Source organism: Streptomyces sp. NPDC104309, from assembly GCF_055584025.1.
Genome location: NZ_JBVJMV010000001.1, coordinates 1 through 21579, shown reverse-complemented (window position 1 = coordinate 21579; position 21579 = coordinate 1). Strand labels below are relative to the sequence as shown.

Below are 21579 nucleotides of genomic sequence, written 5' to 3'. Positions count from 1 at the left end.
CCTTGAATCCCTTGCTTTCGAACAGGCAGTCGCGCCGCCCCCGACCCTATCGGCACCACATAGCCGCTGCCCAGAGCCGTCTCACTCCGGCGCCTCCCCTACTACGCTGCCCGCGTGACCACCACTGACTACGCCACCTACATCGCGGGGCTCCCCCGGGTGCTGGCCGCCGCCGCCACCGTGTTCCGGGACGCCCGCGGACACGTACTGCTCGTCGAGCCGAACTACCGGGAGGGCTGGGCGCTGCCCGGCGGGACCGTCGAGTCCGACACCGGCGAAAGCCCCCGGCAGGCCGCGCACCGCGAGACTGTCGAGGAGATCGGTCTCGATCTGAAGCCGGGACGGCTGCTCGCGATCGACTGGGCGCGCGGCCCGGAGCGGCCCCCCATCGCCGCGTATCTGTACGACGGCGGAGTGCTGGACGAGGCCGCCATGAAAGCGATCCGGCTGCAGGAGGAGGAACTCCTGTCCTGGGAGCTGGTCGAGCGCGGCGACCTCGGCCGCTATCTGCGCGACGGTCTCGCGATGCGTCTGAGGGCGGCGCTGGACGTGCTCGACTCGGGCGGCGGCGCGGTGGAACTGGAGGACGGCCGCTCGGTCGCCGGCTGACCCGCGGGCCCGCCCGCGTCCCGCGTGCACCGCTCGACGTGTTCAGCCGGTATTCCCGTTGTGTCCTGTTGCCTTGACGGGCCGTCGGCTGATAGTCCGGTCGTCCGCTGCCGGACACCCTCGTTCATGTGTCATTGGTCCGCAGTGCACGCTCGACCGGCATCATCCGAACTCCACGACAGCGGAGGGATCATGCGCACGCACACGGGACACCTCGGTGGACTGCTGGCCACGATCGTCGCAGCGTTCGCCTGTACAGCGGTGGTCGCCACGGCGTCGACCGCCACCGCGGAGCCGGTCTCGGCTCCGGCCGCGCACCGCGAAGTGCCGCTGTCGGTCGACGGCGGCGCCTGGCAGTCGGGCCATGTCCAGGGCATGGCCATCGACCGCCGCAAGGGCTTCATGTACTTCTCGATGACCAACCTGCTGGTCAAGACCGACCTCAAGGGCAGGCCGGTCGGCTCGGTCACCGGCTTCACCGGCCACCTCGGTGATCTGGACTTCGACGAGAAGGACGGCCGGGTCTACGGCTCGCTGGAGTACAAGGAGGCGAAGTCCTTCTACATCGCGATCCTCGACGTCGACCGCATCACCCGGATGGACATGGACGCCCAGTCCACGGGGGTCGTCTCGACCGTCTACCTCAAGGAGGTCGTGAAGGACTTCACCGCCGACATGAACGGCGACGGCGTCTTCGACGGTGACACGGGCAATACGCCCGACCACCGATACGGCTGCAGCGGCATCGACGGCGTCGCGTTCGGGCCGGCGTTCGGTGACCGGCGCGGCAGTCGTGGTGAGCGCAGGCTGACGGTCGCGTACGGTGTGTACGCCAACACCGGCCGTACGGACAACGACCATCAGGTGCTGCTCCAGTACGACGTCGCACGGTGGAAGAAGCACGAGCGCCCGCTGACCGAGTCCGCCCCGCACACCAGCGGACCCGCCCACGTCGACGGCAAGTTCTTCGCCTACACCGGGAACACCACGTACGGCGTGCAGAACCTGGAGTACGACGGGTACAGCGGCAACTGGCTGATGGCCGTCTACAAGGGCACCAAGCCCGGTTTCCCGAACTACTCCGTCTTCGCGCTGGACGGTGCGAGGAAGCCGGTGCGCGGCATCGTTCGCGGGCAGCGGAAGCCGGAGCGCGGTCTGCTGCTCCCCCTGCTGCGTGCGGGGGCGCACGACGCCGCGACGGACACCTACGGGTGGTCGGCGCCGGGGCAGTACGGACAGTACGGGCTCGTCTCGCTCGACGACGGCCGGTTCTACGTCGCGCGCAGCGGCACGGTCCAGGACGGCGGCGTCACCAAGCAGACCGCCCGCGCCGTGCTGAACACCTGGACCGGCGGGACCCCGTCGCCGTTCAGCCCGGTCCCGGCTCCTGCCGGGCCCACGGGATCCGGCACCGGGTGAAATGGCCTCGCAGGTGAGGGCCGGTGCTGCATAGGGTCGTTCCATGACTCTCGTCGCGATCCTCAGCGGCGCCGGCATCTCCACGGACTCCGGCATCCCCGACTACCGTGGGCCCAACGGGCTCTGGCGCAAGGACCCGGAGGCCGAGAAGCTCGTCACGTACGACTTCTACATGGCCGATCCGGAGATCCGCCGCCGCTCCTGGCAGATGCGCCGTACCAGCGCGACCTGGGGCGCGGAGCCGAACGCGGCCCATCGCGCGGTGGCGGAGCTGGAACGGTCCGGCGCCCCGGTGCGGGTCATCACCCAGAACGTCGACGGTCTGCATCAGCTCGCCGGCCTCCCCTCCCGCAAGGTCCTCGAACTGCACGGAACCGCGCGCGAGACGGTCTGCACCCGCTGCCGTGCCCGTTCCCCGATGGCCGAGGCGCTGGCCCGGGTCGAGGCGGGCGAGGCCGACCCGCCGTGCGCGGCCTGCGGAGGCATCCTGAAGTCGGCGACGGTGATGTTCGGTGAGCGGCTCGATCCGGTGGTGCTCGGTGAGGCGATGTCGATCGCCAAGGCGTGCGAGGTGTTCATCGCGGTGGGTACGACGCTGCAGGTGCAGCCCGCCGCCTCACTGGCCGGGATCGCGGTGGACAACGGGGCGCGGCTGATCGTGGTGAACGCGGAGCCCACGCCGTACGACGAACTGGCCGACGAGACCATCCGCGAGCCCATCGGCACGGCGCTGCCGACGCTGCTGAAGCGGCTGACCGCCACTCCGGACACGGGCACGGGCCCGTCCGGAACGGACTCGCCGGCCTGAGGGCAGGTACGGCCGCAGGACGACACCCTTGGGACGTGGACAGGCCCGACGAGGTGGCGGAGCCGCTCGTGAAGTCCGGGTTCCGTGAACGGGCCCGGCCGGTCCGTGAGGCCGACGCGAGGGAGAGCACCCGCAGGCCTTCCTGCTGATCGTCGAGCCCGTGGCGGTCCGGTGGAGCCGGTGCACCTCCCGGTCACAGCACCGGGGGCACCGCCTCGTCGCCCGTCGGACGGCCCTCAGTGATCGAGTTCCTGCTGTACGCGGCGAGAGGGACGGAACGTGTACAGGTCGAGGATCTCGGGCGGGTCCACCAGCCCGGGGCCGCCCGCCGCGACCCACGCGGCGATGTCCCGCACGGCGTCCTGGTCATTGACCAGCCCGAGCCAGACCGGACGGCCGCCCGCCCTGCGCCCCTGCGCCGAGGGCTGTACCACGACGACGTCGGCCTGCTCACAGGCGTCCAGGCACTGCACGGCTCGGACCGTGGCCGTTTCGCCGAGCGTGCGGCGCAGCTCGGCGAGCTGCGCGGCGTGGTCCACATCCGGGATCTTCGGTGTTCCGCAGCAGCAGCCGCGGCAGACACTGACGGTGGGCCGGGGCGTGCCCTGGGAGGGGACGGCCCTGCGGGCGCGGCGGCTCATGCGGGGGCACTTCCGGTGCGGGCGCGGATGATCACCGTGGGACTGTATCGATCTCCGCCTCCGGATCGAACACCTGCACTGCGCCGTCGGCCGGTGCGGTAGTGTTGATGGCTGCGAAGGGGAGTAGCCCCGCAAACCGGTCGTCGACACACTGGAACCCTCGGGTTCCCGGTGGCCGGGCCCGTAGAACGGTACGGGCGGGCGAGACCTTCGGTCAGGTATGACACGCCCGCGCCCTGTGGGCGCTGACGTCATGCCGGGCCGAGTGGTCCTCCGAAAGCCCGAGTGGCGCTTCGCGAAGGCCCGGGGCCCGGCTCTCACAGAAAGCCACCCTGAATGCACCTCGACCCCCTGGCGATCCTCACCGCCTTCGGGCTGATCTTTCTCGCGGAACTCCCCGACAAGACGATGTTCGCGTCGCTTGCCATGGGCACCCGCATGCGTCCGCTGTACGTCTGGTTCGGTACGTCGTCCGCGTTCATCGTGCACGTCGCCATCGCCGTCGGGGCGGGCAGCCTGATCGGGCTGCTGCCCGACTGGATCGTCAAGCTCGTCTCGGCTTCCCTCTTCGCGTTCGGGGCGTTCATGCTGCTGCGCAACGGCGGCGGCGAGGACGAGGAGGAGGGCGGCAGCAAGACGGTGACCGGGTTCTGGCCGGTCTACTCGACCGCGTTCATGGCTGTCTTCATCAGCGAGTGGGGCGACCTCACCCAGATCACCACGGCCAACCTGGCCGCGAGCAACGGCACCTGGTCCACGGCGATCGGGTCCGCGGCAGCCCTGATGTCCGTCTCGGCGCTGGCACTGCTCGCGGGGCAGTTCATCGCGAAGCGGGTGCCGCTCAAGACGGTTCAGCGGATCGGCGGGCTCTGCATGCTGGGGCTGGCGATCTGGACCCTGGTGGAGATCTTCATCGGCTGACGTCCTCGCCGCGTCGGCCCGCTCCCGCGCGACTTCCGGACGGGCTCGGTCCGCCGAGCCCGTCCTCGCGCTCCCGGACCCGTCCTCGCGTTTCTTCGTGTGGGCGTCGTGACACGGCGTGGGCGGTGTGACGCGCTGCCGATGTCAGAAGAGCGCCGGGGTGGAGTCCTGCGTGCCGTTCTCGAAGGCCAGCAGTCGCTGCTTGCGGTCGAGTCCGCCGCCGTAGCCGGTGAGGCCGCCCGAGGCGCCGATGACGCGGTGGCAGGGGACGATGATGCCCACCGGGTTCTTGCCGTTGGCGAGGCCCACCGCACGTGAGGCGCCGGGTTTGCCCAGGCACTCGGCCAGTTCGCCGTACGAGCGGGTCTCGCCGTACGGAATCAGCTGGAGCTGCGCCCATACGCTGCGCTGGAACGGGGTGCCGTCCAGACGCAGTTGCAGGTCGAACTCGCGCAGTTCCCCGGCGAAGTAGGCGTCCAGCTGGCGGATCGTCTCCGTGAAGGGGCGCGGGTCCCGGTCGCCGAAGGTCTCCTCGGGCGGGCGGTGCCGCTGATCGGTCATGTAGAGGCCCGCGAGGACGCCGTCGGTGGCGACGAGGGTGAGCGGACCGTACGGGCTGTCGACGACCGTGTGCCGCCGGGTCGCCTCGCGCGTATGCGTCGCGGTCATGGGTGGACTTCCCAACTTGCTTATACGGGCAGGTGGTTGATGGGGTGATCATCCACGGTCCAAAGATACTGGACCGCGTACGCCCGCCAGGGCCGCCAGGCGGCCGCGCGGGCGGTGAGTGCCGCCGGCGTCGACGGGAGGCCGAGCTCCCCGGCCGCGCGCCGGATGCCGAGATCGGTCGGGAGGAAGGCGTCCGGGTCGCCGAGCGCCCGCATCGCGATCACGTCGACGGTCCAGGGTCCGAAGCCGGGAAGGGCGGCCAGTTCGGCCCGTGCCTTCTCCCAGTCGCTGTCGGTGCCGAGCCGCAGTGTGCCGTCGGCGAGTGCGGCGACCAGCGTGGTGAGGGTGGTGCGGCGGCTGCGCGGCAGGGCGAGTTGTTCGGGGTCGAGCCCGGCGAGGGCCTCGGGCGCCGGAAAGAGATGGGTGAGACCGCCCTCCGGGTCGTCGACCGGGAGGCCGTGCGCGGTGACCAGCCGGGCCGCGTGGGTGCGGGCTGCGGCGGTCGAGACCTGCTGGCCGAGCACCGCCCGTACGGCGAACTCCGCACCGTCGACGGTGCGCGGCACCCGTCGGCCCGGGGCCTTGTCGACCAGGGGGGCGAGCGACGGATCGGAGCGCAGCTGGTCGTCGACGGCCACCGGGTCGGCGTCCAGGTCGAGCAGCCAGCGGCAGCGGCTGATCGCGAGGGTGAGATCGCGCGGATCGGTGAGGAGAAGCCGGCAGCCGATGTGGTCGGGGTGCGGTGTGAGGGCGACGAGGCCGTGCCCGTACCTGAGGGTGAGCGTGCGGCGGTAGGCGCCGTCGCGCCACTCCTCGACGCCGGGGACCGCGGTCGCGACAAGATGGCCGAAGAGGTTGGAGGGGTTGAGCGGGGCCCGGTACGGCAGCCGCAGCGCTATCACGCCGGGTACGGGCGACGGTGTCGCGGACCTGGCGGCACGGCTGCGCAGTTCGCCCGGGGCGAGCGCGAAGACCTGACGGACGGTGTCGTTGAAGGTGCGGATCGAGGAGAACCCGGCGGCGAAGGCGACCTCGGCCATGGGGAGCCCGGTCGTCTCGATGAGCAGCCGCGCGGTCTGGGCGCGCTGCGCGCGGGCCAGGGCGAGCGGGCCGGCGCCCAGCTCGGCGAGCAGCTGGCGCTCGATCTGCCGTGCGGAGTAGCCCAGCCGCGCCGCGAGTCCGGGGACGCCCTCACGGTCGACGACACCGTCCCGGATCAGCCGCATCGCGCGGGCGACGGAGTCGGCGCGCGCGTTCCACTGCGGGGAGCCGGGGGTGGTATCGGGCCGGCAGCGCTTGCAGGCCCGGAATCCGGCCTGCTGACAGGCGGCGGCGCTGGGGTAGAAGGTCATGTTCTCGACCTTGGGCGGTACGACGGGGCAGCTGGGACGGCAGTAGATGCGGGTGGTCAGGACCGCCGTGAAGAACCAGCCGTCGAAGCGGGCGTCCTTGGACTGGACGGCCCGCACGCAGCGCTCGGTGTCGGTGTGCATGGTTCAAGGATCGGTCACCGGCCACCTGCGGGCTGGCGAAAATCCGACATCAACCTTGCACGGCCAGGACCTCTTCGAATTCGACATTTCGCGAATGAACATGAATGAACACGAGTGCAGGCGAATTAAGACGAATGAATACGAACGAGCGCTGATCACCTTTGAGCAGAATGATCTAAAGGGAGATCAATAAGCATAAGCAGCGTCCTTATGGCTCCCTCCCGGCCCCCGCCCCTAGCGTTCCCGTCGCCATCGCAGGACAGGCACCCGGGTACGGAGCATTCCTCCCGGATGCCCTTCGAACCCACATCCGGGAGACCATCGATGAAACGTACGGCTCGCATGGCAACCGCACTGGCCGCCGCCTTCGCACTCGCGGCAGCCGGATCCGTCACCAGCCTCGCCGCCGGCGACAATCACGCCGGGAACCTCACCACCTGGGCCGTCGCACCGCAGAAGAAGGTGACCCCGCAGACCCCCGAGCAGGACGAGTACAACAAGACGCACGGCCGCCCCCTCCCCACCCCTGAACTCCTCCAGCCGGCGCTCGACGCCGGCCTCGGGAATTACCGGGCCCGTCCGAAGAACTCGCTGCGCGGCGACTACGACTGCGCCGCCTCGGACGTGCTCGCCGATCTCTCACAAAAGTGGATCAAGGAATTCGAGAAGAAGTATCCCAAGGTCCACATCAGCGTGAACCCGCCCTACGCCGGAAGTCTCGGCGCTCTGGAGCTGATCAAGGGCAAGCTCGACTGCGTCTTCGTATCGCGCGAACTCAAACCGACCGACATCCAGGGCTTCCACGACGCCTTCGGCTACGACCCGCTCAGCATCCCCATGTCCGGCGGAAGCTACCGGCACTTCGGCTTCCTCGACTCCGTCGGGTTCATGGTCAACAAGAAGAACCCGGTGGACAAGCTCTCCCTCGACCAGCTCGACGCCGCACTGTCCACCACTCACCACCGCGGCGGCACGGCCGCCACCACCTGGGGCGATCTGGGCGCGACCGGCGACTGGGCCGACAAGCCGGTCCACATCGTGGGCCTTCAGCCATGGAACGGCTTCGAGGAGTTCGTCCGCCAGCGGGTGCTCGACCACAACGGCAAGCGCGGCGAATGGCGCCCGGGGGCGGCGGACGGCACGACCCCCGCCGATCCCGCGGTGCACTGGGAGAAGACCGTGTTCAACCTCTCCAAGGCCGTCTCCGACGATCCCTACGCCATCGGTTACACGGGGATGGCCTACGTCGACTCGGCGGTCAAGGTCATCTCTCTGAGCGACCACGCCGGTGACCCGGCATACGCCCCCACCTACGAGAACGTCGCCTCGGCCGCGTACCCCCTGAGCCGGGTCACGTACTTCAACGTCAACAAGAGGCCGGGGAAGCAACTGGACCCGGTCATGGAGGAACTGATCCGGTTCATCCTCAGCAAGCAGGGCCAGCAGGTGGTTTCGGGGCAGCAGGTCTTCCTGCCGCTGCGCTCGGAGCAGACGCGCGACAGCCTCGACACACTCGATACGGCTCCCTGATCCCCTTTGCCGAGGCTCCGGTCCGGGCGGTCGCGCACACCCGGACCGGAGCGGCGCGCGTGCACCCCGCCCGTGACGTAAGACGCCACGCACGACCCGTACCCCCTGAAACAATTTGATAATGGGATCCATTTTCATGTAACTTTCGGAGCCGCCCACCGAACCAGGAGACCGACATGGCCGTCCCCAAGCGGAAGAAGTCCCGCAGCAACACCCGCCACCGCCGCGCCCAGTGGAAGGCCATCACGGCGCAACTGACGCCGATCACCGTCGACGGCACCACCCGTCTCGTACCGCAGCGGCTGGCCAAGGCCTACGAGCGTGGTCTGCTGCACCCCGAGGGCTGAGCCCTTGACGCACGACCGAGCGCCCGCGAACGCCCCGCCCGGTTCCCCCGGCGCCGACAGGACGCCCGTCACCCCGTTCCCCGCGCGGAGCAGCGGTGGAATCGACGACACCTGCGAGCACGAGCACCCCGAACTCGTACCGCAGGCCTGAAGACTCCGGGGCGGGCAGTGGTCGCAGCCACGGCACTGTCCGGCCCGGTACGTACGACACCGGCCCGCAACACTCACAGCTCCACGGCCACACAGAGACACAGCCCCGGTCAGCCGATTCGGCCACCGGGGCTGTGCCATGTCACACCTTCGATGCCCTGCCATGTCACATCGTCAGGGTCGTGCCATGTCACGTCACCAGGACCCTGCCATGTCACACCTTCACGCGGCTCGCCGCCGCAGCAGGGACGGCGCCACGAACGGCCACCGACGGGCGACCCCGCCCGGGCGGGCAGCGGGCCGGCCGCACCTCTCCTGTCGGAGATCGCGACCGGCCGCCTCTGCCGACGGACGCCTCACCAGGAGGACTTGGTGACTCCGGGGAGGAATCCGGCATGGGCCTGCTCGCGCATGCGCACGCGAGAGAGACCGAACTTCCGCAGATGTCCGCGCGGCCGTCCGTCCACGCCGTCACGGTTTCGCACCCGGGTCGCGCTGGCGTCACGCGGCTGGCGCCGGAGCTCGTCCACGGCGGCGCGGCGCTCGGCATCCGTCGAGGACGGGCGGCGGGCGATCTCCTTCAACTCGGCGCGACGGGCGGCATACCGCTCGACGATCACCTTGCGCTTCTCGTTCTGCGCGATCTTGCTTTTCTTGGCCATCAGACCTTCACTCCCCTGGCACGGATCCGGGCGACGGCCGCCTCGATCCCGATGTCGTCGATCGTCTTGATCGCCTTGGCGCTGAGGGTCAGCCGGACGTTCCGGCCCTCACTCGGCAACCAGTACCTCTTGCGCTGGATGTTGGGGTCGAACCGACGCGAAGTGCGCCGGTGCGAGTGGGAGATGTTGTTGCCGAACCCCGGCCGGGCGCCGGTCAGTTGGCAGTGGGCGGGCATGGCGTCACCTGCTCTCCGCGCCGAAGCGCGTATTGGAAATGGAAATCATTGCCATATAGTAGCGCCCATGGCACGCAACGAACTACGCCCGGTCGTCAAGCTCCGCTCCACCGCGGGGACCGGCTACACCTACGTCACCCGCAAGAACCGCCGGAACGATCCCGAGCGCATGGTTCTGCGCAAGTACGACCCGTTCGCCCGCAAGCACGTCGACTTCCGCGAAGAGCGCTGACCGCTCCCCCTCCCGAACCAGAAGGACGCCTCATGAAGCCCGGAATCCACCCCGCGTACGGCCCCGTCGTCTTCCGCGACAAGGCCGCCGGCTCCGCCTTCCTCACCCGTTCCACCGCGACCAGCGACAAGACCGTCGAGTGGGAGGACGGCAACACCTACCCCGTCGTCGATGTCGAGATCTCCTCCGCGAGTCACCCCTTCTACACGGGCACCGCCCGTGTGCTGGACACCGCCGGCCGCGTCGAGCGGTTCGAGCGCCGCTACGGCCGCCGCGAGGCGAACTGATGCGGGACCAGTCGCGGTTGCCCGTCGTGATCGTGGGTGGACTCCACTCCGATGCCCGCAAAGAGGTCGTGGAGGGACTGCTGCGCACCGTCCCCGGCAGCGTCGCCCTCCATCACGATCTGGCCACCGCCGCCGAAGGCACCGTGCGGCGCCTCGTGCGGGACGTGTCGGGTGAGCTGTCCCGCGGTGACGCCCCACTCGTCAACGACTGCGCCTGCTGTGCGCTGCGCGAGGACCTGGTCCCCGAGCTGGAGCGGCTGGCCGACAGCGGTTCGGCCAGGCTGGCCGTCGTCGAGCTGTGGGACTCCGTCGAGCCGAGGGCGATGGCCGAGGTCGTCGTCGCGCACGGCGGTCACGTCCTGGAACTCACCAATGTCGTGACCGCCGTCGACCCCGCACTCGTGCTGCCCTGCCTGGGGAACGGCGACGACCTGGCCGAGGCGGGACTCGCCGCAGCCGCCACCGACCAGCGAACCGTGGGTGACACCTGGGCGCGACAGCTGGAGTACGCGCCCGTGCTCGCTCTCGTCGACAGCGAAGCGGCCGACGACGAGGACCGCGCGCTGCTCACCCAGCTCCACCCGACCGCGCGTCAGGTGCCGGCCGGTTCGGGCGAACTCGGCCAACTGGCCTTCGCCGGCTTCGACGTGGAGACGGCCGCCGCTGCCCAGCACCCCGCCTGTGCCCTGCTGCCGCAGGAGGCGGACGAGGCCGGGGTCGCCACGCTCGTCTGGCGCCGCCGCCGTCCCTTCCACTCCGAGCGGCTCTTCCGGGCGCTGGAGGATCTGTGCTGCGCGGCCGCACGCAGCCGTGGCCGGTTCTGGCTCGCCGACCGTCCCGACACCCTGCTGGCCTGGGACGCCGCCGGTGGTGCGCTCTGTGTGGAGAACGCCGGCCCGTGGCTGGCCTCCCTGCCGGACGCGGCCTGGGACCTGGTGCCCCCGATGCGCAGGGCGGCGGCCTCACTCGACTGGGACCCCGAGCACGGTGACCGCTGCCAGCACCTCGTCTTCACCTCCCCGGGCCTCGACCGCGACGGGCTGGCCCGACTCCTCGAATCCTGTCTGCTCACCGACACCGAATACGCCGCGGGGCCCGAGGCGTGGAAACGGCTTCCAGCCCCCTTCGACTCGCTCCTCGATCCAGTCTCCTGACCGTCCTTCACCTGCGTGCGGCTCCGCGACGGCTCCCCTCGCAGCTCACCTCCAAGGAATGCCCATGGCACGACGCACCGACCCCCACAAGCCGTTGAAGTCCCGCCCCAATCCGCTGGACACGGCCGGGATCACCTACATCGACTACAAGGACACCGACCTGCTGCGGAAGTTCATCTCGGACCGCGGCAAGATCCGCAGCCGTCGCGTCACCCGGGTGACCGCCCAGCAGCAGCGGCAGCTCGCGCGGGCGATCAGGAACGCCCGCGAGATGGCCCTGCTGCCCTACGCCCACCGGTGACCACACGCGCCGCGTGCGTTCGGCGGGCCTTCCCGGCCCATCGGACGCACGCGGCGTGCAGGTGTCCGGTTCTCGTGAGCGCCTCGCCGGACAGAAAGACCCTGGGTCGTTCGGTGAACCGGGCGCCAGTACAAGGAAGAGAATCTCGACCCGCGAAAGCCGTCGAGCGCGGCTGTGCGGCATCATGCTCCCGCCCGACGGTGCTGACCGTCATCGCCGGTGAGCACGGACTCGCCCCCCGAGCCGACGGCATTGCCCCGTTGACGATCACGTAGGTCCGGCGCACACGGACCAGATGTCCTGAAGGAGTGCCGGACAGTCCTCGACTGACAGTGCCGCTCCCCCGGCGTGCGGCGGGTGGCGACGGTCCTGGGATCTGCTGCGTGTCCGGGAGGCCGTGCAGGTTCGCCTCGCTCCGGCTGGAGTCAGCCTGCTCCAAGGCCGTCACGCACACGAGGAGCGGGAGTTCGGCGCGGTACTGCGACCGTGCGCAGGGTCCGAAACCGCCATGGTCGGGCCCGCGCGCCGCTCGGCTTCGGCCGGACGGACCGAGCGGGTCCGCGGACACCATCGGGCAGGTGAGGGAACACCTCATGGGGGCCTGATGGCTCGCGTCAGACGCTGGACCGGCTGCCGGAGGCTCAGATCCTGCCGAGTCGCCCGGTGTTGCCCCGTCCTTGGACAGCTCGCCACTCCGGTCGGCCGCCGCCCGGTCGCTTCGGGTGGCGGCCCCTGAGCTGTGACGATCCGGGCCTTGCGATGCTCAGGCCGCCCGCAAGCGCCTCCAGACCGCCTTCGCCGCGTGGTGACCGGACATGCCGTGCACTCCCGGGCCGGGCGGAGTGGCCGAGGAGCACAGGAACACCGCCGGGTGCGCGGTCGCGTACGGCACGCGTGCGAGCTTCGGCCGGATCACCGTCTGGAGCCCGGCGAACGCTCCGCACGCGATGTCGCCGCCGACGTAATTGGCGTTGCGCAGGGCCAGTTGGGGTGGCCCCGCGACCGCTCGGGCGAGCACCAGGTCACGGAAGCCGGGGGCGAAGCGCTCCAGCTGCCGCTCGATGACGTCGGTGGCATCGCCTTCCCAGCCCGCCGGAACATGTCCGTAGGCCCAGAAGACATGACGGCCCTCGGGTGCGCGGGACGGATCGACCAGGCTGGGCTGAGCGGTGATCAGGAACGGGACGCTGGGGTCGCGGCCGGCCACCGCGGCGCTCAGCGCGGCGTCGATCTCACCGGCCGTGGGGCCGATGTGGACCGTTCCGGCCCGGCGGGCCTCCTCCGCGGTCCAGGGGACGGGGCCCGAGAGCGCGTAGTCGATCTTGAAACAGGACGCGCCGTACCGATACCCGCGATAGGCGTTGCCCAGCCCCGCGATACGGGCGAGAGCGGTCGGCGAGGTGTCGAAGATGTAGGCGCGGGCGGGCGGGAGCTCGTCGAGGCGCTTGACCTCCGTACCGGTTCGGATCGTGCCGCCCTGTTCGCGTATGTACGAGGCGAGGGCGTCGGAGATGGCCTGCGATCCGCCGCGCGGCACCGGCCAGCCCTTCTCGTGCGCGGCGAGGGCGAACAGCAGGGCGATCCCTCCGGTGGCCACGCCGCTGACGGGGGCTATGGCATGGGCGCCGAGCCCGGCGATCAGACCGCGTGCCCTCGCACCGCGGAAGCGGCGCGAGAGCAGCGTCGCGGGCTGGAGCGCGTCGAGACCGAAGCGCACCCAGCGGTACGGGTCACGGGGCAGCCCGTCCCACGGAGTGCGCAGAAAGTCCTCGGCGAGGGTGTCCCAGTGACCGAGGAACGGGGCGACGAGCCTGCGGTAGGCCCCCGCGTCCTGAGCACCCAGCGACATGGCGCTCTCCCCCACCGACCCGGTGAGCACGGCGGCCGAGCCGTCCGGAAAGGGGTGGGCGAGCGCCAGCTCGGGCTGCAACCACTCCAGTCCGTGCCGGGCCAGCGGCATCGCGGTGAACGCGGGCGAGCCGACGCCCAGCGGATGGACCGCGGAACAGGGGTCGTGACGGAAGCCGGGGAGGGTGAGCTCTTCGGTGCGGGCACCGCCCCCGACGGTCCCAGCCGCTTCGAAGACCTCCACGGCGAAGCCACGGCGGGCCAGTTCGGCCGCGGCGGTCAGTCCGTTGGGCCCCGCCCCCACGACGACGGCATCAAGCATCGACGGCACCTTCGGACTCCTTCGTCAGCCGACGGCCAGGACACCCAGGATATTCCGAGGGACCGACAGCGACATCGCGGGTAGGGTCGCCGCTCGATGGACACACCGAACTCTTCCTCGCCGCCCCGCCGTCCGCTCTGCCCGCACCGCGCGTCGCGCGACCAGGATCCGGGGGTCCGGCCGTGATCGCCGAACTGCAGTGCGTGGTGCTCGACTGCCCCGATCCCGCACGCCTCGCCGAGTTCTACCACCACCTGCTCGGCGGAGAGGTCGATCGGCCGGACCCGCGGTGGGCAGTGGGTGAGGGATGGGCGACGCTCCACACGACCGCCGGGCTGGTCCTCGCCTTCCAGCGGGTGGCGGACCACCGTCCGCCCCGATGGCCGGACCCGGCACACCCTCAGCAGTTCCATCTGGACTTCGGCGTCCCGGATCTGGACGCGGCACAGACGCAGGCCGTGGCGGCGGGAGCGACGGTCCTCGACGACGGTGCCGGGTCGGGGCGGCCGTGGCGGATCTGCGCAGACCCGGCGGGGCATCCGTTCTGCCTGGTCAGGCACGGCAACGGCGCGGTGTGACCGTCCCCCGGGCGCTCAGTTCCGCTGGATGGCCGTGAGGCAGCGGGCCAGCAGACCCCGCAGGGCTTCCCGTTCCTGCGGCGTGAACTCGTCGGCCAGGCGGCGTTCGATCCGTACCGCCTGCCCGTCGGCGAGCCGGAGCGTTTCACGGCCCGCTTCGGTGAGACGGGTCTCCAGCATCTTCTGGTGCCACGGGTGTGCCGAGCGGACCACCAGACCGCGTTCTTCCAGGTGTTTCAGCACCGCCGCCATGGCCTGCGGGGTGACCAGGCAGGTACGCGCCAACGCGGCACCCGAGATACCGGGGTTGTCGGCGAGCGCGAACAGCGCCGCGTACTGCGCGACGGTGAGTCCCGTGCCCTTGAGCGCTGCGCTCTTGGCCGTCATGAGGGCCTGCTCCGCGCGCTTGATGTCCGCACCCAGGCGCTCGTCGGCGGTCATTCCCATGACGGCGAGCGTACAGCCACCGGGATTCATCAGGCCCGCACACATATCAAGCTCTTGATATAACTCAAGGCATGGATACTCAATCGGCTTCCATGTCCCACGAGACCGCGTTCCACCAGGACGCGTGCCATCGGGAGGTATTCCGCAAGACCGTCCTGATCACCGGATCCACTCAGGGGCTGGGCCGGCACATCGCACTCGACCTGGCCCGCCGGGGTGCGACGCTGCTGCTGCACGGCAGGGACCGCGCACGGCTGGACGAGACCGCCGCCGAGGTGCGTGCGGCGGGGGCCGGGCCCGGGGCCGTCGTACGCACGTATCTCGCCGATCTGGCCGACCTGGACCAGGTCCGGATCATGGCTGCCCGGATCCGTGACGCCGAGCCCCGGCTCGACGTCCTCGTCAACAACGCCGCACTCGGCGGCGGCACCACTCCGCTCCGCCGCGAAGTGACCCGCCAGGGCCATGAACTCCGGTTCGCGGTGAATTTTCTGACGCCCCGGCTGCTGACGCGTGAGCTGTTGCCCCTGCTCACCGCGTCCGCGCCCGCACGTGTCGTCGATGTGGCCTCGATGGGCCAGGCACCCGTCGACTTCGACGACGTCATGATGGAGCGTGGCTACGAGGGCCTTGAGGCCTACTGCCGCAGCAAGCTCGCGATGATCATGTCGACGTTCGATCTCGCAGCCGAGACGGCGGGCAGTGCGGTCACGGTCAACGCCCTGCACCCGGCCCACCTGATGGACACGCGGGCCGTGCGCGAGTACGGGCTGACGCCGGCCGTCCCCGTCGAGGAGGGTGTACGGCCCACCGTGCGGCTGATCACCGACCCGGCCCTGTCCGAGGTCACCGGCAGATACTTCGACCGGTTCACGGAGAAGTCCGCCCACGAGCAGGCGTACGACCCGCAGGCCCGCGCCCGGCTCAGGGCGTTGGCACAGGAACTCCTCGCATCGTGACTCCGCCGGATCGGCGCGGCGGCCGACCGGACAGCGGCTGAACAGGACAGCGGCTGGCAGGACGGCGATCGGGTGTCACGCCGGTCGGGCAGCGCACGCGCCGGACAGCGCCACGGCCGGACAGCGCCGCGGTCGGGCAGCGTTCCGGTCAGCCTTCGCCGCGCAGTGCCTGAAGGATGCGTTCGACGGTCGCCGCGTCGCGGGCCGCCGTGAACGGCAAGGTGTTGCCGCCGGTGATGCTGAACGGGGCGCCGGAGAGCGTGGCCTGGGCACCACCCGCCTCGGTGACCAGGAGCAGCCCCGCCGCGTGGTCCCAGGCGTACTCCCAGTTGAAGGCGACCGCGTCCTGGTCGCCGCGCGCGACGGCGAGGTATTCGAGACCGGCCGAGCCGCAGGGGCGGGCGTCGATGCCCTCGGCGCGCAGGCCGAGCAGGGCACGCTTCTGGGCATCCGTGGTGTAGTCGGGGTGCGACATGGCCACGCGCAGCACGGCGCCGGGCGCGGGCGAGCCGGAACGGATCGGCTTGCCGTTGAGCGTGGCGCCGCGGCCTCGGACCGCGACCGCCATGTCGTCGAGCGCCGCCGCGTACGTCCAGGAGGCGAGGAGCTCGCCACGGTGGGCGAGCGCGACCAGGGTGCAGAAGCCCGGTTCGCCCCGGACGAACTGGCGGGTGCCGTCGACCGGGTCGACGATCCACACCGGTGCGTCACCGCCCAGGGCGTCGTACACCTTCGGATCTGCGTGGACCGCCTCCTCGCCGACGACCACCGAGCCGGGCAGGAGCCGGGTCAGGGACACGGTGAGGCGTTCCTCGGCGAGGCGGTCGGCAGTGGTGACGAGGTCGTGCGGGCCGCTCTTCTCGATGATCTCGTGCGCGGCGAGCTGTCGGTAGCGCGGCATGATCTCGGCGGCGGCCGCTGCGCGGACCGCCGCCTCGACCTCGGTCGGGCGCCCGGCGTCCCCGGTGTTCTCAGCGAGAAAGTCATCGATCATGACCCCAGCTAAGCACGGCCCTCCGCGAGGCCGACGACCTGGTCATTGCGGGAAGGTGACCGGTCAGCGTCCGACGGCGTACCCCTGCATGCCGCGCGGGTTCGCGGCCGCGGAGAGCACCCCCGTCTCCGGGTCGCGGGCCACGGCACACATCCGGCCCTCGGACCAGGGGTCGCCCACCGTGACGTCGTGGCCGCGGCGGCGCAGCTCCGCGACGACCTCCGGGTCCATGCCCTCCTCGACGGTGACGCTGCCGGGCCGCAGTTCGCGCGGGAAGAAGGAGCCGGGGAAGCTGTCGTTGTGCCAGTTCGGGGCGTCGATGGCGCCCTGGAGGTCGAGGCCGCCGCGGACCTCGGCGCGCAGGGCGACCGCCAGGAAGAAGTGGACCTGCCACTGGTCCTGCTGGTCGCCGCCGGGGGTGCCGAACGCCATGACCGGGATGCCGTCGCGCAGGGCGAGGGACGGGGTGAGGGTGGTGCGGGGGCGACGTCCGGGGGTGAGGGAGTTCGGCAGGCCCTCGTCGAGCCAGGCCATCTGGAGCCGGGTGCCGAGCGGGAACCCGAGCTCCGGCACGACCGGATTGGACTGCAGCCAGCCGCCGCTGGGGGTGGCGGAGACCATGTTGCCCCAGCGGTCGACCACGTCGACATGGCAGGTGTCGCCACGGGTCGTACCGTCTGCGTCGACGATCGGCTCCCCGATTCCCGCGCGGATCTTCGTCACGGTCGCCCCGTCGGCTCCGGCGCGGCTCTTCGCCACCGTCGGTTCCTCGAAGCCGGAACCGCCCTTCGCCACCGTCGGCTCCTCGAACCCGGAACCGCCCTTCGCCACCACCGGATCGGTTCCGACGTCGTTCTTCGCCACCGTCGGTTCACCGACGCCCGCCGCCGGGATGCCCAGGGCGTCGAAACCGGCTGCGCCGGCGGCGACGACGTGGGCGTGTCCGCTGAGAACGGGGGTGCGGCCGTCCGGGCTGCCGGGCCGCAGTTCGCGCGAGGCCCGGTCGGTGATGAGGGCGCGGCGCTCGGCGTTGTAGGGCTCCGAGAGCAGCGTGTCGAGGGGTACGTCGGCCGCGTCGCCGTACCAGGCCTCACGGTCGGCCATCGCGAGCTTGCAGCCCTCGATGAGCAGGTGGACGTATTCGGCGGAGCCGTACCGCGGCAGTTCGGCGGGGAGCAGCGCGAGCTGCTGGAGGAAGACGGGGCCCTGGCTCCAGCCGCCCGCCTTGGCGAGCGTCCAGCCGTTCCAGTCGTACGTGGCGGGCGCCTCGTAGGACGCGGACCAGTCGGCCAGGTCGGTGGCGGCGAGGGTGCCGGTGTGGCGGGAGCCGCTGGTGTCCATGGTGGGGCGGGCGGCCTGGCGGACCAGGGCCTCGGCGACGAAGCCCTCGCTCCAGATCTTGCGCGCGGCGTCGATCTGGGCGATGCGGTCCTCGCCGCCGGTCTCCTCCGCCTCGGCGATCAGCCGGCGCCAGGTGGCGGCGAGGGCGGGGTTGCGGAACAGCTCACCCGGCTGCGGCGATCTGCCGCCGGGCAGATAGACGTCGGCGGAGGACTGCCACTCGGTCTCGAAGAGTTCACGCACGGTCTCGACGGTCTGGCCGATCCGCTCGACGGGGGCGTGGCCGTCCTCGGCGTACCCGATCGCGTACCGCAGCACTTCGGCGACGGTCTTCGTGCCGTGGTCGCGCAGCAGCATCATCCAGGCGTCGAAGGCGCCCGGCACGGCCGCGGCGAGCGGTCCGGTACCGGGGACCAGGTCGAGGCCGAGGGAGCGGTAGTGCGCGACGGTGGCGCCGGCGGGGGCCGGCCCCTGGCCGCACAACACCCGTACCGCGCCGTCCTTCGGCGCCAGGATCATCGGCACTTCGCCGGCCGGCCCGTTGAGGTGGGGCTCGACGACATGCAGGACGAATCCGGCGGCGACGGCCGCGTCGTACGCGTTGCCGCCGTCCTCCAGGACGGCCATCGCGGACTGCGAGGCGAGCCAGTGGGTGGAGGACACCATGCCGAAGGTGCCCTGGAGAGTGGGACGAGTGGTGAACATGCCCTGAATCCTTGTCACTTGGACACGCGCAGACACGTGGACGCACAGATGGCGCTCACGGCCTGGCCTGGGGAGAATCTGGGGAGTTTGGAACCATGTCTCCGTTGACCTGACCATCGAGCAGACTATCGATCGCCCGACGCCCCTTCCGGCCTGCCTCCGGCCTGAAATGGGCATAGTGATGCAGCGTGATGGTGGGAGACGAGTGCGCCGGCCACCCGGCCGGTGTCACCACTGACGCTCCAGCCTCCGCGCACGCGCGGGGCCGTACCGGTCAAGCACATGTGCCCTCTCGGCAGGACAAAGACTCGTCGAGGAGCAAGTGGCTGGACCACGACGTCGAGCGGCAACCTGTCCGGGCCTCCTGCGGACTCGAACGCGCTCCAGGCCGCACCGAGCCGGTCCACGGCGGCGCGGAGCTCCGCGGGCTCGGCCACGAACGCGACACGAAGGTGATCCGCGAAGCTCCGGTCGGGCGACGTTTTCGCACCCGGGATCACCTGCACCCCGTGCCACAGGGCGAGCTGGGCAAAGGAAGCGCCGTCGCCGAACGGGAGCCGGACCCACAGGAATGGCCCGCCTGATGGGCGGGTCCACGACCAGCTGGGCAACCGTGACCGCAGCAGTTCGCCGAGCAGGTCCAGACGTGCGGTCAGTTGCCGCCGCCGAACTGCGGCCATGTGGTCGAACGAACTGACCGAGGAAGAGCTCGCAGAGGCAGGAGTCGCCGGCGGCCTGCTCCGGTTCGCAGTCGGACTTGAGCACGAACGCGACCTGATCGCGGATCTCGGTCAGGCGCTCGCCGGGCTTGCACAGGAGTCACCGGGAGCAGAGGCGAGCGACCTCATTTCGAACGACACTCCATGGGCGCACACGGAGCTTGATACTCCCGCCGGACTGACCAGCACCCGGTCTGCGGCGGCGTCGGCCGGCACGCCGAGGTCGCGGGTGACCAGGTCGGACGATCGGACAACGGCCCACCGGAAAGCGGCTGTTCGGGGCACCCGCGCGCCGACGGACGCCGGCGCCGCGGCAGTACACGACCGTGGTGCCCCGCGGGCCGGACGAGCAGAGGCTCAGAACCAGTCGTCGCACCGGGGTGGTTCGCAGAGCTCGAAGACGACCTCTCCCGCCTCCGGATCATCACCGGCGACCGGGCGCACCCGCGCGCCGACCGACACCAGATGCGGTGCGGCGCCGACGACTCTGCAGCGGAACACAAAGCCCTCGGGGAGCCGGACGAGGGACTCGTTGCGTGCCGCCTCCGTGTAGCGGTGCACGACACCGGACCTCACCACGACACCCACTCCGGCGCTGTGTTCGGGCTGCAGATCACTTGACGCGCACACCGGACACAGCAGCCTCCGGAAGGAGGCCGTGCCGCACCAGCGGCAGCGGTGGTAGTTCAGGCCGGCCTTCTCATGCACCGTCTGCACGGTGCCACTTGATGACTGGGACACGTTTCGACCCCCTGCGCTCGGCTCGGATGCGCCGCGGCTGCGCGTCGACGCGTCCGCACCATAGGGCACTGAGTGTCGAAACGTAAAGGCACTCAGTGCCAGAGCATGGTCCGCTCAGGCATCAGTCCTGGCCGATGGCGGACTCGATCTGCTGCACGACGCGCCACATCGGAGTGCCCTTCGTGGCAACCATGACGACCACGTCATCGTCGGACGGCGGCATGGACACGCCTGCGGCAGCCGCGCTCCCCCACACCTGGCGGACCAGCCCGAGGGCATGGTCCACCGCGGCCTCGGCATCCCCCTCGCCGCCCGAACGCAGCCAGGTCCGCAGCCCGTTGTTGTGCGCGGCGACCACGGAGGCGGCTATCACCTCGGCCCGGAGCGCACCGTCCCCCGACTCGCCGTACCGGCCGCGGAGATGACCGGCCAGCGTCTGCTCGTACCGGCGCACCACGGACAGTTCGTAGGTGCGCAGCCCGGGCACTTCCCGGGTGAGCCGGTAGCGCTGAACGGAGAACTCCGAGTTGGCGGAGTACATCCGCAGCACGAGCCGGGCCGCGTCGCACACCGCGTCGACCGGATCCATGTCACCGACCGTCGCGAGGAACGCGGTCATGTCGGCGAGGCAGCGCTCGTGATCCGGGAAGACCGCGTCCTCCTTGGAGGGGAAGTACCGGAAGAACGACCGGCGCCCGACCCCGGCCCGCGCCACGATGTCGTCCACCGTGGTCTGCTCGAAGCCCCGCTCCAGGAAGAGCTGGAAGGCCGCCTCGGCGAGCACCTCCCGCATGGGGGCCTTCCTGGGTGGTCTGCGTGCGTCAGTCATGCGGGGAACGTAGCACCGGAGAGCCCTTTTTGGCACCAGGTTCCTTTACAGAGGGTACTGAGTGCCATATGGTCGTTCCTACGAACCACACCCAGGTAGGAGAGCCGGCGTGAGCTTGAGGATCGTTGTCTGTGTGAAGTACGTGCCCGACGCCACTGGTGACCGGCATTTCGCCGATGATCTGACGCTGGACCGTGAGGATGTCGATGGTCTGTTGTCGGAGCTGGACGAGTATGCGGTGGAGCAGGCGCTGCAGATCGCGGACGAGGCGGACGGTGCGGAGGTCACTGTGCTGACGGTGGGTCCGCAGGACGCGAAGGACGCGTTGCGCAAGGCGTTGTCGATGGGTGCGGACAAGGCTGTTCACGTCGAGGACGACGATCTGCACGGCAGTGATGTGATGGGCACGTCGCTGGTGCTGGCGAAGGCGATCGAGAAGACGGGTTACGACCTGGTGGTCTGTGGGATGGCGTCGACGGACGGCACGATGGGTGTGCTGCCGGCGGTGCTGGCGGAGCGTCTGGGTGTCCCGCAGGTCACGTTGTTGTCGGAGGTGTCGGTCGAGGGCGGTACGGTGACGGGCCGCCGGGACGGTGACACGGCCTCGGAGTGGCTGGAGGCGTCGTTGCCGGCGGTG

25 protein-coding genes and 1 pseudogene are annotated in these 21579 nt (G+C 70.5%); 15 read left to right on the top strand and 11 right to left on the bottom strand.

Going from position 1 to position 21579, the window contains the following annotated elements; translation table 11 throughout:
• Window positions 1-114 precede the first annotated feature (114 nt).
• The 3 genes from ACZ68L_RS00130 (at window position 115) to ACZ68L_RS00120 (ending at window position 2836) form a co-directional block, all read left to right on the top strand.
• The gene (locus ACZ68L_RS00130) at window positions 115-609 is read left to right on the top strand and encodes an NUDIX domain-containing protein (protein WP_469572818.1); all 495 of its coding nucleotides are present in this window, start codon (window positions 115-117) and stop codon (window positions 607-609) included.
• A gap of 192 nt (window positions 610-801) precedes the next feature.
• Window positions 802-2028: a hypothetical protein gene (locus ACZ68L_RS00125; RefSeq protein ID WP_469572817.1), complete on the top strand. Its 1227-nt coding sequence runs from the start codon at window positions 802-804 to the stop codon at window positions 2026-2028.
• Window positions 2029-2071: 43 nt separating this feature from the next.
• Complete coding sequence (locus ACZ68L_RS00120; protein ID WP_469572815.1) at window positions 2072-2836, top strand: SIR2 family NAD-dependent protein deacylase; 765 nt, start codon at window positions 2072-2074, stop codon at window positions 2834-2836.
• Window positions 2837-3072: 236 nt separating this feature from the next.
• Here the strand turns inward: ACZ68L_RS00120 and ACZ68L_RS00115 are convergent, their stop codons facing one another.
• On the bottom strand, window positions 3073-3477 hold the full coding sequence (locus ACZ68L_RS00115; RefSeq protein ID WP_469572813.1) for a (2Fe-2S) ferredoxin domain-containing protein: 405 nt from the start codon (window positions 3475-3477) through the stop codon (window positions 3073-3075).
• A 336-nt stretch (window positions 3478-3813) separates the two neighbouring features.
• Here ACZ68L_RS00115 and ACZ68L_RS00110 point away from each other — a divergent pair, with 336 nt between their 5' ends.
• Window positions 3814-4398: a TMEM165/GDT1 family protein gene (locus ACZ68L_RS00110; RefSeq protein WP_469572811.1), complete on the top strand. Its 585-nt coding sequence runs from the start codon at window positions 3814-3816 to the stop codon at window positions 4396-4398.
• 144 nt (window positions 4399-4542) lie between these two features.
• On the opposite strand, the gene ACZ68L_RS00105 is transcribed toward ACZ68L_RS00110, so the two are convergent.
• Together ACZ68L_RS00105 and ACZ68L_RS00100 are read right to left on the bottom strand one after the other, a co-directional pair.
• A complete protein-coding gene (locus tag ACZ68L_RS00105) occupies window positions 4543-5067 on the bottom strand; it encodes a methylated-DNA--[protein]-cysteine S-methyltransferase (protein ID WP_469572810.1) in 525 nt (174 codons plus the stop codon).
• A gap of 20 nt (window positions 5068-5087) precedes the next feature.
• On the bottom strand, window positions 5088-6560 hold the full coding sequence (locus tag ACZ68L_RS00100; protein ID WP_469572808.1) for an AlkA N-terminal domain-containing protein: 1473 nt from the start codon (window positions 6558-6560) through the stop codon (window positions 5088-5090).
• A gap of 342 nt (window positions 6561-6902) precedes the next feature.
• Here ACZ68L_RS00100 and ACZ68L_RS00095 point away from each other — a divergent pair, with 342 nt between their 5' ends.
• The 3 genes from ACZ68L_RS00095 (at window position 6903) to ACZ68L_RS00085 (ending at window position 8588) form a co-directional block, all read left to right on the top strand.
• Window positions 6903-8090 (top strand): PstS family phosphate ABC transporter substrate-binding protein, encoded by a 1188-nt coding sequence (locus tag ACZ68L_RS00095; protein WP_469572807.1) that lies wholly within the window; start codon window positions 6903-6905, stop codon window positions 8088-8090.
• A 176-nt stretch (window positions 8091-8266) separates the two neighbouring features.
• Entirely contained in the window at window positions 8267-8437 is a 171-nt protein-coding gene (gene rpmF / locus ACZ68L_RS00090; RefSeq protein WP_469572805.1) for a 50S ribosomal protein L32, read from the top strand.
• A gap of 4 nt (window positions 8438-8441) precedes the next feature.
• Window positions 8442-8588, top strand: a complete 147-nt coding sequence (locus ACZ68L_RS00085; protein WP_469572802.1) for a hypothetical protein — start codon at window positions 8442-8444, stop codon at window positions 8586-8588.
• A gap of 355 nt (window positions 8589-8943) precedes the next feature.
• On the opposite strand, the gene rpsN is transcribed toward ACZ68L_RS00085, so the two are convergent.
• Together rpsN and rpmB are read right to left on the bottom strand one after the other, a co-directional pair.
• Window positions 8944-9249, bottom strand: coding sequence for a 30S ribosomal protein S14 (gene rpsN, locus ACZ68L_RS00080; protein ID WP_469572801.1), 306 nt, complete (start codon window positions 9247-9249; stop codon window positions 8944-8946).
• The gene (gene rpmB, locus ACZ68L_RS00075) at window positions 9249-9485 is read right to left on the bottom strand and encodes a 50S ribosomal protein L28 (protein WP_469572800.1); all 237 of its coding nucleotides are present in this window, start codon (window positions 9483-9485) and stop codon (window positions 9249-9251) included. The genes rpsN and rpmB overlap by 1 nt, the downstream gene beginning before the upstream one ends.
• A gap of 67 nt (window positions 9486-9552) precedes the next feature.
• On the opposite strand from rpmB, the gene rpmG reads away from it, so the two are divergent.
• The 4 genes from rpmG (at window position 9553) to rpsR (ending at window position 11459) form a co-directional block, all read left to right on the top strand.
• Complete coding sequence (gene rpmG / locus ACZ68L_RS00070) at window positions 9553-9717, top strand: 50S ribosomal protein L33 (protein WP_469572798.1); 165 nt, start codon at window positions 9553-9555, stop codon at window positions 9715-9717.
• A 32-nt stretch (window positions 9718-9749) separates the two neighbouring features.
• On the top strand, window positions 9750-10004 hold the full coding sequence (locus ACZ68L_RS00065; RefSeq protein ID WP_361449992.1) for a type B 50S ribosomal protein L31: 255 nt from the start codon (window positions 9750-9752) through the stop codon (window positions 10002-10004).
• Window positions 10004-11158, top strand: coding sequence for a CobW family GTP-binding protein (locus ACZ68L_RS00060; protein ID WP_469572796.1), 1155 nt, complete (start codon window positions 10004-10006; stop codon window positions 11156-11158). The genes ACZ68L_RS00065 and ACZ68L_RS00060 overlap by 1 nt, the downstream gene beginning before the upstream one ends.
• A 64-nt stretch (window positions 11159-11222) precedes the next feature.
• On the top strand, window positions 11223-11459 hold the full coding sequence (rpsR, locus tag ACZ68L_RS00055; protein WP_361449986.1) for a 30S ribosomal protein S18: 237 nt from the start codon (window positions 11223-11225) through the stop codon (window positions 11457-11459).
• Between the two features lie 763 nt (window positions 11460-12222).
• On the opposite strand, the gene ACZ68L_RS00050 is transcribed toward rpsR, so the two are convergent.
• Window positions 12223-13638, bottom strand: coding sequence for a phytoene desaturase family protein (locus ACZ68L_RS00050; protein WP_469572795.1), 1416 nt, complete (start codon window positions 13636-13638; stop codon window positions 12223-12225).
• Window positions 13639-13811: 173 nt separating this feature from the next.
• On the opposite strand from ACZ68L_RS00050, the gene ACZ68L_RS00045 reads away from it, so the two are divergent.
• Window positions 13812-14207 carry a VOC family protein gene (locus ACZ68L_RS00045; protein ID WP_469572793.1) on the top strand — a complete coding sequence of 132 codons (396 nt, stop codon included), beginning with the start codon at window positions 13812-13814 and terminating at the stop codon, window positions 14205-14207.
• Window positions 14208-14222: 15 nt separating this feature from the next.
• Here the strand turns inward: ACZ68L_RS00045 and ACZ68L_RS00040 are convergent, their stop codons facing one another.
• Window positions 14223-14654 (bottom strand): MarR family winged helix-turn-helix transcriptional regulator, encoded by a 432-nt coding sequence (locus ACZ68L_RS00040; RefSeq protein WP_469572791.1) that lies wholly within the window; start codon window positions 14652-14654, stop codon window positions 14223-14225.
• A gap of 92 nt (window positions 14655-14746) precedes the next feature.
• Here ACZ68L_RS00040 and ACZ68L_RS00035 point away from each other — a divergent pair, with 92 nt between their 5' ends.
• Window positions 14747-15613, top strand: a complete 867-nt coding sequence (locus ACZ68L_RS00035; RefSeq protein ID WP_469573302.1) for an SDR family NAD(P)-dependent oxidoreductase — start codon at window positions 14747-14749, stop codon at window positions 15611-15613.
• A 148-nt stretch (window positions 15614-15761) separates the two neighbouring features.
• Here the strand turns inward: ACZ68L_RS00035 and ACZ68L_RS00030 are convergent, their stop codons facing one another.
• Window positions 15762-16607, bottom strand: a complete 846-nt coding sequence (locus ACZ68L_RS00030; protein ID WP_469572789.1) for an inositol monophosphatase family protein — start codon at window positions 16605-16607, stop codon at window positions 15762-15764.
• Between the two features lie 63 nt (window positions 16608-16670).
• Window positions 16671-18653 carry a gamma-glutamyltransferase family protein gene (locus ACZ68L_RS00025; RefSeq protein WP_469572787.1) on the bottom strand — a complete coding sequence of 661 codons (1983 nt, stop codon included), beginning with the start codon at window positions 18651-18653 and terminating at the stop codon, window positions 16671-16673.
• 678 nt (window positions 18654-19331) lie between these two features.
• On the opposite strand from ACZ68L_RS00025, the pseudogene ACZ68L_RS00020 reads away from it, so the two are divergent.
• Window positions 19332-19442: pseudogene (locus ACZ68L_RS00020) on the top strand (hypothetical protein); the annotation flags it as partial.
• Between the two features lie 287 nt (window positions 19443-19729).
• Here ACZ68L_RS00020 and ACZ68L_RS00015 read toward each other — a convergent pair.
• Together ACZ68L_RS00015 and ACZ68L_RS00010 are read right to left on the bottom strand one after the other, a co-directional pair.
• Complete coding sequence (locus ACZ68L_RS00015) at window positions 19730-20089, bottom strand: PhlB family protein (protein WP_469572784.1); 360 nt, start codon at window positions 20087-20089, stop codon at window positions 19730-19732.
• Window positions 20090-20234: 145 nt separating this feature from the next.
• A complete protein-coding gene (locus ACZ68L_RS00010) occupies window positions 20235-20906 on the bottom strand; it encodes a TetR family transcriptional regulator (protein ID WP_469573300.1) in 672 nt (223 codons plus the stop codon).
• 145 nt (window positions 20907-21051) lie between these two features.
• On the opposite strand from ACZ68L_RS00010, the gene ACZ68L_RS00005 reads away from it, so the two are divergent.
• A partial coding sequence (locus ACZ68L_RS00005; RefSeq protein WP_469572783.1) for an electron transfer flavoprotein subunit beta/FixA family protein occupies window positions 21052-21579 on the top strand: 528 nt, incomplete at its 3' end.